Raw genomic sequence first — 10906 nt, 5'->3', positions numbered from 1 at the left:
GTTCAACATACCCTGCATGCGGTAAGCGATCCGCCTGCCGTCCTTCTCGCCGAACAGCCCGGATGCGGGCGGTTACCAGCGCCTGATACTCCTGCTCCTGGTTGCTTCCTGTGTGATTACATACTGACCAGATGGTGCCCGATGGGCGGCCACAGCGCTGGCCCGGTCCACACAAGGGGTTGGGATGGCGATTACGCCTCGGTTCCGCCGGGTTGCCGCGTTGCAGCGTCCGTTCGTCGACCGGGAACCGGTCCTGGCCGCGTTCGCCGAGGAGATGGCCCGGGTCGGTTCGCAGACACGGGTATTCAACGTCGTCGGCGTGGGCGGCATCGGCAAGTCCCGGCTGCTGCGCGAGCTGGCGGACACCGCAGGCGCTGGTTGGCGGACCGTAATGCTGGATCTGCAGGTTCCCGCGTTGCGGCAGCATGACGACGCGCTCGCGGTACTGCGGGGTGAGCTGGGTACGCAGGGGGTGCGTTTCGACCGCTTCGACATCGCGTACGCGGTGCTGTGGCAGCGGCTTCACCCGCATCTGCGTCTGAGCAGGAGAGAACTGCCGTTCGTCCAGGGCAGCTCCATCCTGACCGAAATCGCCGACAGTGTCGCCGGGGTACCGGTGTTCGGCACCGCTGTCGGTCTGCTGAAAATCTTCGAACGCACCTCGTCGGACGTCCGGCGCAGACGGCATATCCGTCACGATGAAACCCTCGAAAAACTCGACGGGTTGTCGAACAGCGAACTCGCCGACGCCGTCACCTACCTGTTCGCGCAAGACCTCCGCGACGCCAGCACCGACACGCCTTATATGATCATCGTGGACAGCTATGAAGCGATGGTTCCGGCGCCGATCCGGACCGGGCGTGCGCAACTGGCGGATGTCTGGCTGCGGGACCTGGTCGGCCAGCTGGACCGGGGGCTGGTGGTCATCGCCAGTCGTGAGCCGCTGCGCTGGGAGAAGCACGATGCCGACTGGGGACCCGTCATCCGGGTGTGCGACATCGGTGGGCTGCCCATGCAGGCGCGGCTCGAGCTGCTCGGCGCCGGTGGGATCGACGAACCCGCGAAACTGGCCGCCATCGCGAACGCAAGCGCCGGCCTGCCGTTCTACCTGAACCTCGCGGTCGACATGCACCAGCAGACCGGGGGTCGGGTCAGCGGCACGCTGGTGTCTCCCGAAGAGATCCTCGCCCGGTTCCTGCAACACGTCGCAGCTGATGAGATCAGCTCGCTGGAGATCCTGAGCCCAGCCCGCACATTCGATTACGAGATCTTCCGGATGCTCGCCCGTGCGTTCCATCTTCCCGCGAACCGGGTCGTCTGGGAGTCCCTGACCGCCTACTCGTTCGTCTACCCGGCAGGCCCGGGCCTGCGCTTCCACCAACTCATGCGCACGGCCCTGCGCAACCGGCTGACCGACGGCGTCGCCACCGACATCCACCTGTTGATGCGGGGTCTGTGGGACAACCGTGCCGCCACCGCCATCGGTGCAGGACGAGCGAGAAGTGCCCACGCGCTGAGGGAAGCGGCCTACCACGGTGTGCGGGCCGGACAGACCTCCGGTGCCGAGCTGCTCGACTACACCGACCGGGCGGTCCGCTGGGGCGGCCACACCGCCGCCGCCGGCATGACCAACGACCTGCACGCGTGGCTGACCGACCACACCGACGACGATCTCGCAACCACGTTACGATGCCTGAACACCGAGGCCGCCGTCCGACTCGGTGACGCCTCCACCGCGATCCGGCTGACCCCTCGACAGACCTGGGCCGCCACAGGCGCGATCCCCACCGTCGTGGGTGGGCGTCTGGCGGTCGCGGCCGGGCAGGGACGGCGGATCGCCGGCCACACCGCAGCCGCGCTCACCATCTTCACGCAGGTGTGGGAACAAGGCAGTGGCACCGCTCGACGGACCGCCGGCCTGTGGGCCGCGGACCTGCACATGTGCCAGGGCCGTTTCACCGACGCGGAGATCCTCGCCGCGCAGCTCGACGCCGCCCAGGCCGGCGCCGACGACCGGGAGTTCCGTGCCGACGTCGCACGGCTGCGTCACCTCGCGGGTCGCTTCGCGTTCGACCTCGATGCCTCCCGGCGCTACCTCGACGAGGCCGAGGCCCACTACACGGCGGCGGACAGCGTGCTCGGCCTGGCGAACATCCAGACGAACCGCGCCGAACTGCTGGCGATGACCGACCCCACACAAGCGATCATCGAAGCGGGTCGGGCGCTGGAGATACAGGCCGAGATCGGCGCTCACCACGAGCTCGGGAAGGCGTATACGGCGCTCGCCGTCGGACAGCTGCGCACCGGCCGGCTCGCCGAAGCCGACAACTCGCTGCAGTCGGCGTTCACCGCGCTCGACCGGGCCGGGTACCGCTCCGGCCGGGCCCGCGCCGAGCTCTACCAGGGGCTGCTCCTCGCCCGTCTCGGCCGCCTCGACGAAGCCGTCCCTTCTCTTCTACGTGCCGTGGCAGAGCTGGAAGCGGCCCACGTCTACCCAACCCTGATCCTCGCTGCCGCGTGCGCCCTCGACGCGCTCGGCCTGCCACAGGACGACGTCAACGCTGCCGCCCGCCGCGCCCGCGCCACCATCCAGCCGATTGGCTCGTTCGAGGAGACCGACCGGCGCATCGCCGGGTTCGTCGACGAGCTGCTCGACGGCCAGATCTACCGACCTGCGGACCTCCACCGCCAGGCCAGCGAGCGCGCTGACAGCGCCTCCGGCTTTTACAACCACAACGTCCGGCTGTCCATCCCGGCCGGAGACGTGATCGTTCGGATACCGATCCCCGACACGGACACCATGGACCTCAGTATCTGGCCCGAACCCACCGTGCTGCGCGCGATCCGCGACCGCGTCCCCGCGGCGCCCCGGCTCCTCTACGCCACGGACACGTACGCCACGGACACGCCGCCCTTCCAGATCCACGAGTTCAAAGCGGGCGAGCTGCTCGACAACGTCGCTCCGCGCGGGGTACGCGTGCCCGGCCACGTCATCGACGACGTCGTCGAGCTCCTGCACATACTCGGCCATGTCTCTCGACAACGCCTACCCCCCCCCGCGGAAATTGGCCTGCGGACGCGGCAACGGCCGAATTCGCCCGCCGACTCTCGTCGGTCACCAGCGGGGTTCACCGCCGCTTTCTCCCCGACTTCGGTAACGTCTTCCATGAGCTCGGTATCCCGGCGAACCCCCTTACGTCGGTCCTTTCCGGATGGAGCAGCCTGCGACCACGGCCATTCCAGCTTCTCCACACCGACATCCACCGCAAGAACATGATCGTTGATGCTGGCCGGACGTACTTCCTGGACTGGGAACTGGCTCTGTGGGGAGATCCCGTCTACGATCTCGCCGTCCACGTCCACAAGATGGCCTACCAGCCCGACGAGACCAACCAGTTCCTCGCCGGCTGGCTCGCCCGCATGGACCCCGTCGCCACCGACGGCTGGGAACCCGACCTGGCGACGTACCTCGCCCACGAACGGGTCAAATCAGCGATCGTGGACACCGTCCGCTACACCAAACTCGTCGCCGATCCCGCCACTGGCGACGACCGGATACGCGCATTGATCGACGCACTCGCCGGGAAACTCGCTGCCGCCCACCTCGTGTGGAACACGGGCGCCAGCATCACCCCGGACGTGGTCGAAGGCCCCGTCCGCCGATGGTCCGACACCCGGAATGTATAACGGTTTGAGCCCCGTCCCGACGGCATATATCGATGTGTTGTACCAGCATTTCGGGCGTCGAACGCCAGTGTATCCAGCTGCCGACGCTATCGCTCGTCGGCGCTATCACTGCCCGGCGGTGCTCGCGCCCCGGGAAGCGGCATCATCCGGGATCGACCGCGCCCCCGGATGCAGCCCGCCGGCCGGGCCCCGCGCGAACGTGGTCAACAGTGTGGTGGTGACCGTGGTAACGAAACTCTGCATGTCCAGCCCCATAGCGCCGGACCCGCACACGTCAGCCACCGCACACACCCATGCGCTGCTGCCCGCGTCGAACACCCCGGCGCCGGAATCAGCGGTGTAGTAGCTGACATCGGCATGGTCGGCCCGACCGTGACACACCACCGGCGAATGGGCGACAACCTCGATCCGGGCCGGCGTCGGATACGTGAGGTCGACCCGATCGTATTCGGAACCGATCATACCGGGAATCCGGCTGCCCACGCTTACCCCGGTACCGGCGAACAACCAGTGCCCAGGGTCGCGGACGACCAGATCTGCGTGTACCGGATTGCACTGGTACATGCCGCCGGTCAGCGAGCTTTCCGGATCCGCCGCCGGCGGGGACGGCCAGTTGGCGGTCACGGCGGCGTTGTCGACACCGTTCAGCGGATCCTCGGATGCGACCTTGTAACCGGTTTCCAGCCGGTCCGGACCAAACGTCGTCGGGCCCAGTCGAATGCGTCGGTACACCGCGTTCGCACCGAGGAAGGCCAGATTCACGCCTCGGTCACGGGCCCGGGTCAGCGCGTCCCGCATGGCAGGCGAGTAGTACTCGTCGTGCCCCATCGAAACAACCGCGCGGGCACCGTCCAGCAGATGCGGATCGGCGTGTAGATCGATGTCCGTGGCGTAACCGACAGGCAGGGCGAGCTTCTCCGCCAGGATGATGACGGGCGCCTCGTTACCGGTGAAGTCCGCGGCGCCGTCGCCATAGTCGTACGGCCGGTCGAACGAGACGATCCGGGCCCGGTCGGCAAACCCCTTCGGGCCGTGGTAAAGACTGTAACCACCCCAGGCGTTATATGCCTGCCAGGTTGTCACAGCATTCAGCATCACCACCCGTCCGGACATCGACGTGCTCCGCAGCGTCAGTGGAACATACGTCTGGAATCCTTCCGAACTGTCGATACGCAACAGATAGGCGCCGGGCGGCCAGCCGCCCGTGGCAAAGGTCGTGGTCGGCTCCCAGGCCGTGCTGACCGTACCGGTCCGGGGATCGCGGGATGCGGGTGGCTGTACCCGCCCATGAAGTGGACCGACCGTGGTGACCAGCCGGCAGGTCCGCCCGCCGTACCAACCAAGCCGGAAGACCGAGACCGTCAAGGTGGGCGCGGTCGTGGACACGAACAGGCGGACATCGCCACCGGGCCGGACGCTGGTGTGGTCCAGCCAGCCTTCCACCGCATGATCGTAACCGAGTCGGGACAGGCCGCAGTCGGCGCCAGGTTTGGTGTTTTCGGCCCGGACGTCGAAGCCGGCGTCCGCGACGTCACTGCCTGACCCGACCTCGCTGCCTGACCTGGCCCCCGCCTCCGGTGCGGTGGGGACACGGTGGGTCGGCCCCCGGCCACGGCCGCCTTCCCCGGAGCAGCCGTTCAGCGCGACCAGAAGAGTGGCCACGATCGCAAGAACGGCACATGCGGCTCTTGGAGCCGACGTGGACCGATGATGTGGAACGCCAGGGACGAGCATGCCGACCATCCTCGCCAGTCGTGGCTCGCTGTCCACAATCGGCCCCGGTGGATACCGGCTTTCCACAGCCCGGCCGTCACCGGCGCCGCCGCGCGGAGAACAAGCCCACCCCGGAATATCACCCTGAGCGATATTTCATGTTCACAGTTCATTTCATGTGCTAACAGTTCGCCGACCCGCAATCATCGATCGGCGGCTCGCCGGACGGCGTCTGCAGACCCATATGCGCCAGTGTTGTCCGGCCGAGCGCCGTATTCGGGTCACCGAGAACCAGCGGGAGGTCGAAGTGATTGCGGGAGGGAACGATCAGGTCGGTCACCCGCGCTCCCATGCCAGCCAGCGCCGATAAAAACCGATCATGTTCGGAGACAAAGGCCACCGTCTCGTTGCCGCCACGCGCCACGATCAATGGCGGAATCCCGTCGTGCAGATAAAGGACCGGACTGTTGCGGGCAGCCTCGGCCGCAGGTAACTGGCGGTGGTTTGTTGTGATCGATTGATCATGTGGGTGACCATGGAATCCCCGGCTGTGTCGGGTAAGGGAAGGACTGTCCCAGTCGCGGAGGTGATCGCGATGACAGCGCGGCTGCCCTGTCCGCCGGCTCCGGCGCCGGTGGAGACCTACGCATCCCGGTTCGACGACCTGTTCGCCTCGCGGGCGCAGCGGCGGGGGTTCCGGGACTACCTGGCCGGTTTGCTGGCACCGCGGGACCGGAACAAGACACTGACCGGCCTGGCCGGCGCCGAGCCGGTCGTGGGCGCGCAGCACCGGGAGGTCCAACGGCTGCAGTGGTTCCTCTCGGAGTCCCCGGGGGACCACGAGAAGATCAACAGGCGGCGGGTCGAGCTGCTGCAAGCAGAACCGGCCACAGCCCCGCACCCGGGCGGGGTACTGATCCTCGACGACTCCGGGGACCGGAAGAGCGGGCACGCCACCGCGGGCGTGGCCCGCCAGTACATCGGCTCCCGCGGCGGCGTCGACCGTGGCATCGTCGCGGTGTCCACGGCCTGGGCGGACGAGCGGGTCTACCACCCGCTGCACACCCGGCTCTACACCCCGGCGTCCCGACTGCCCGGCGGGCGGACGGACCCGGCGTTTCGGACCAAGGGCCGGCTCGCCGCCACCCTGGTCGGCGACGCCCGCACCGCCGGCATCGGCTTCCGCGCGGTGGTCGCCGACTGTTTCTACGGCCCGTCCGAAAGCCCCGGCCTCGTCACCGAGCTACGCGCCGCCGGCGTGCCGTTCGTGCTGGCACTGAAACCCCACCAGGAACTGACCCGCCCCGACGAGGACACCGACATCCGCACCCCGGCCCAGGCCGCCCGCGCACGGGTCTGGGCCGGGCCCACCCGGCCCGGCCAGGGGACACCGGTGACCCGTGTCTACCGCGACGGGCACACCGAGACCTGGTGGGCCACCGACTGCCGGGCCGGCCCCTACCGGATCGGCGGGCCGACCCGACTGGTCGTGGCCACCACCGACCCGGCGACCCTGCCGGCGACCAGCACCTGGTACCTGGCCACCACCCTGCCCCACCCCGACCTGCCCGCGGCGTCGGCGTTCCCCTCCGCCGCCTACAACGAGATCATCCGCCTGTACGGGCTGCGCGGCTGGGTCGAACAGGACTACAAACAGGTCACACACGAACTCGGCTGGGCTGATTTCCAGGTCCGCTCCGCCACCGCGATCACCCGCCACCAGACCCTGGTGCACTGCGCGTTCAGCCTGTGCTGGCACGACAGCCCCCCCAGCCGTACCCGCCTCATCCGACGGCCACACCGGCCACGCATCACCGCCCGGCAGCCCACCGCCGTCCTGGCCGGTCAGCCTCCGCCGGGTCCGCGCCTGCCTGACCCCACTGCGCCTCCTCCAGCGGGTCTGGCAGGCCTGGACCACCGCCCCGACGCCCCACCCGCTCGGCGAACTCATCGACACACTCGCCGCCGGGCACCGGCTCTGCCTACCTCCATAGATCACAGAAGATCACAGATCATGAAATGTCGATCACAACAAACTACCGATACAAGCGATTACGTACGAGGGGACGATCTGGTTCGGCGGCGACACCGTCACCTGCACCATGGGTCAGGTCGAGCTGTAGCCGAGCGAGCCGAATCCACCTCACGTCGTCCCCTTGGTTCGTGGAGTTCACGCCGACTCCGCAGCCACCGACCCGGTGGCCATGGGAAGTCACCGGACAGCGCGGACGTGATGCACGCCGCCGAATCCAATTGCTCGTTACGTCGACCGTCTGATCGCGGATCGCTCCGCCGACCCGGTGATCCACCGCCCGTCAGGCACATGCTGGTGGTGTTGATGTTACCCTGGGTGTCGATTTCGGGCGGGTCGGTCGCGGGGTGGGGTGTTCGCGCAGCATCTGGTCGCGGGGTGCAGGGTGATCGTGCGGCCTTTCTTCGCGGTGGTGCACCGGGCGCGCAGCGGGCAGTCGGCGCACAGAGTGCCGAACGCGGCGACGTCGCCGTCGCGGGTGGGGGTGAACACGGCGGTGTGTCCGGCGGAGCAGGTGATGGTGCCGGCGGTGTGGTCGATGCCGAAGTCGTCGGGGTCGAACCCGCCGGAGATGTTCGGTCGGGTCGGCCAGGGTTTGACGATCGGGGTGTGCCCGGCGTCGATCACCGTGGCGAGCAGGTCGGCGGTGCCGTAGGCGGAGTCGCCGAGCGCATCGACCGGCCCCCTGATCGTCGCATCGGCGGCCAGCAGGGCCGCGCCGACCGTGCCGTCGCCGCTGCCCTCGCCCGCACCTTGGGTGAGCTGGCGGCCGGTGATGATCCCGTTGTCCGGTTTGGCGATCACGTGCGTCTTGTAGCCGTCGATCTTTGATTAGCGGGACTTGTGGATGTGCCGGGTCCGGGTCCACCGTGGAGATCACCCGCGCGGGGGCACCTTGCGGGCGATCCGCCACTTCCCGTCCGTGCCGTCCGAACCGTCGGCGGGTTCGACGTCCTGGCCGGCGACCAGCGCCAGCAGTGCGACCGCCTGGGCGGCCTCGGAGCCGGCGGGGGCTCATCGACAGCATCGAGCAGGGCGAGCGCGTCGGTGACCAACCCGCGCTGACGCCCGTCGCGGGCGTCGGTATCGTTCCAGGCGATCGACGGTTTCCCCGGCCGGGTGTAGTCGTGACCCCGACAGTGAGCCGCGATCACCTCCTGCGCGCTGGCAACCACCCGGCCGATCCAGCGGATCGCGGCGATCAGCTTGGTCACCCTGTCCTGGGTGGAGACCGCGTCCGCCAGCACCGTCGAGTCCAACACCCGCCGGGTCTTCCCGGCCAGCAACCCGGTCGCGCTGACGACCTCTCGTACCGCGTCGAAGATCCGCTCGGGTCGTTGCGACGCGGCCAGCCGGCCCCGCCAGTACGTCAGCGACGTCGGGTGAAACTCCCTGTGGCCCACCGGCAGGCCATACGCCACCTTCCACCTCAGGTCGAACCGTAGCGCGGCGACCGCCTCGGCATCGGACAGGCCGTGCAACGCCCGCAACACGATCGTCGAGGCCACCAGGTCCGCGGGCAGCCCCCGCCGGCCGTTCGACGGGAACAGTTCCGCGATCTCATCCGGGAACAGCTCCCGCCGATGATCCGCCAGGAACGCAAACACACTGCCCGCCGGCACCAGATCCCGTGTCCCGCGCCCACCCACCCGCGTCGAACAACTCCCGATCCGACCCCGAACGTCCCTGCACGCCCCGATTCTTGACCCCAACCACCACCAAGCCCGGCCATGACACCCGAACAGGGCAAGATTTTCAGGGGTCTCCCAGGGGTCTCCTGGTCTCGTCGCTCGACCCGGGGCCGGACCTACTCGATCCCTCCGGTTATCAGGTCGAACACCTCCGCATTGAGGTGCATCAGGCTGCGGTGGGCCTCCTCTCTACGGCTGACCAGGCCGGCCTGCTCGAGCATCATCAGGTCCTCGGACACCGCCTGCACGTCGGCCTTGTACCACTTGGCGAGCTCACCGACCGTGGCATCGCTCTCACACAGCCGCTCGAGCAGGTGACGCCGCCTCGGGCTAGAAAGAACCGCGAAGACCTCATGCAGTTGCAGTTGATCGTCGCCCATCTTTCGATCCTCTCGGTGGGCGACCCTGGTGCTGGGCGGCCCTGGTGTTGGCCGCCCAGCGCGGGTCTCGGGACAGTGATCAGGGATTGGTCGGGTCTGGGACGGTGAACCCGGAGGCTTCCAGCCGGGCGGCCACCCGGACGGGGCTGTAACCCGTCTTCACGGCAGCCGCGGCCGGATGTCCAGCCGGGACCAGCCGGTGCACGTCGTGCGACGGATCTGAATACGCGTCGGTACCTCTACCACGATCGATTCGCTCTGATCCGGGGATGCAGTGAGGGCGGCGTCGGTCAGGCTGCCCAGCCTCCCGGCGGGAGGCTGGGTCTCCCCGGCACCGACGGCCGACCCCCCACCAGTGACACGCTCACCGCTGACGTTCGCAGCAACGGCACCCTCGGACCGGTAGGAAGGCGACGGACGGTTTCGGCCGAGGAGATCGAGCAGCAGTCGGGCAGCGATCTCCCCCTGACGGACCACCGGCTGGGCAATCGTCGTCAGGCCGAACAACTCCGCCATATCATGCCCGCCGAAACCGATCACCGACATGTCCTCCGGCACGCGGAACCCGGCACGGCGCAACGCCTCCAGCGCGCCCATCGCCATCTCGTCGCTTGCGGCGAACACCGCCGTTGGCGGCGACTGGACCGAGAGCAGCTCGGCCATAGCCCGTGTGCCTCCCCGCCAGGTGAAATCCCCGACCGACTCCAACCCGGGGTCACATTCGATGCCGGCTGCTGCAAGGGCCTGGCGATACCCGTGCCGCCGATCCTGGGATGCGGTGAAGTGCATCGGTTCACCATCATCTGATCCCTCGCCGGAGATCAGCCCGATCCGCCGATGGCCCAGATTGATCAGGTGTTGTACCGCCGCCCGGGCACCGGCGACGTCATCGGTCCGCACGCTGGGGAAGCCGGGCACGGTCGCGCCGACCAGAACAACCGGCACATCAAGCGTGTGCAAAACCTCGCTCTCCGTTGGGGTGAGCGGCCGACCCAGCACGAGCACCGCATCGACCCGCTTGCGCAGCGCATCGAAGATGCGCACTCGGCCCGCCTCGTCGCCGAGGTTATAAAGCAGCAGGTCCAGCCCCTCCGCCCGTAGCACCGCCTCGGCCCCGCTGACGATCTGAGCGGAAAACCACCTGGTCACATACGGCACGACCACCCCGATCGCGCCCGTACGCCCGCCAGCGAGCCGGGACGCCGGCGGTGACGCCATATACTGCAGCTGCGCAGCAGCTTCCAGCACCCGTTGTCGGGTGCTTTCGGCGACACCCGATAGCCCACGCAGCGCCCGCGACACTGTCGCCGTAGAGACGCCCGCCTTCTTGGCCACCTCCTCGATGCTGCCGCCCATCCCGGGTTCCTCCTCGCCCCCGACGTGCGCCCACTGGAACCCCCCAC

Annotated in this window: 6 protein-coding genes and 2 pseudogenes; 3 read left to right on the top strand and 5 right to left on the bottom strand. The window is 68.4% G+C overall.

Annotation, left to right across the window (positions count from 1 at the left end):
• The first annotated feature begins 184 nt into the window (after positions 1-184).
• Complete coding sequence (locus CV1CTNOD_RS27675) at positions 185-3277, top strand: aminoglycoside phosphotransferase family protein (RefSeq protein ID WP_347402903.1); 3093 nt, start codon at positions 185-187, stop codon at positions 3275-3277.
• A complete protein-coding gene (locus CV1CTNOD_RS27670) occupies positions 3178-3687 on the top strand; it encodes a phosphotransferase family protein (protein ID WP_347402904.1) in 510 nt (169 codons plus the stop codon). Before CV1CTNOD_RS27675 ends, CV1CTNOD_RS27670 begins: the two co-directional genes overlap by 100 nt.
• Positions 3688-3792: 105 nt before the next feature.
• Here the strand turns inward: CV1CTNOD_RS27670 and CV1CTNOD_RS07535 are convergent, their stop codons facing one another.
• Together CV1CTNOD_RS07535 and CV1CTNOD_RS25495 are read right to left on the bottom strand one after the other, a co-directional pair.
• Complete coding sequence (locus CV1CTNOD_RS07535) at positions 3793-5349, bottom strand: N,N-dimethylformamidase beta subunit family domain-containing protein (protein ID WP_242606458.1); 1557 nt, start codon at positions 5347-5349, stop codon at positions 3793-3795.
• A 232-nt stretch (positions 5350-5581) separates the two neighbouring features.
• Entirely contained in the window at positions 5582-5740 is a 159-nt protein-coding gene (locus tag CV1CTNOD_RS25495; protein WP_207386254.1) for a hypothetical protein, read from the bottom strand.
• Between the two features lie 255 nt (positions 5741-5995).
• Between CV1CTNOD_RS25495 and CV1CTNOD_RS28160 the strand changes: the two are divergent.
• Positions 5996-7378: pseudogene (locus CV1CTNOD_RS28160) on the top strand (IS701 family transposase); the annotation flags it as partial.
• A gap of 1082 nt (positions 7379-8460) precedes the next feature.
• On the opposite strand, the pseudogene CV1CTNOD_RS07520 reads toward CV1CTNOD_RS28160, so the two are convergent.
• From CV1CTNOD_RS07520 to CV1CTNOD_RS07510, 3 genes and pseudogenes are all read right to left on the bottom strand, one after another.
• A pseudogene (locus tag CV1CTNOD_RS07520) lies at positions 8461-9124 on the bottom strand (transposase); the annotation flags it as partial.
• Positions 9125-9239: 115 nt separating this feature from the next.
• Positions 9240-9503, bottom strand: a complete 264-nt coding sequence (locus CV1CTNOD_RS07515; RefSeq protein WP_131785430.1) for a metalloregulator ArsR/SmtB family transcription factor — start codon at positions 9501-9503, stop codon at positions 9240-9242.
• 159 nt (positions 9504-9662) lie between these two features.
• A partial coding sequence (locus CV1CTNOD_RS07510; protein WP_242606456.1) for a LacI family DNA-binding transcriptional regulator occupies positions 9663-10906 on the bottom strand: 1244 nt, incomplete at its 5' end.

The organism is Protofrankia symbiont of Coriaria ruscifolia (genome assembly GCF_900634745.1).
GTDB classification, from domain to species: Bacteria; Actinomycetota; Actinomycetes; order Frankiales; family Frankiaceae; genus Protofrankia; species Protofrankia californiensis.
Note: the sequence above shows the minus strand (reverse complement) of the source record. Positions and strands in the feature narration are given on the sequence as shown.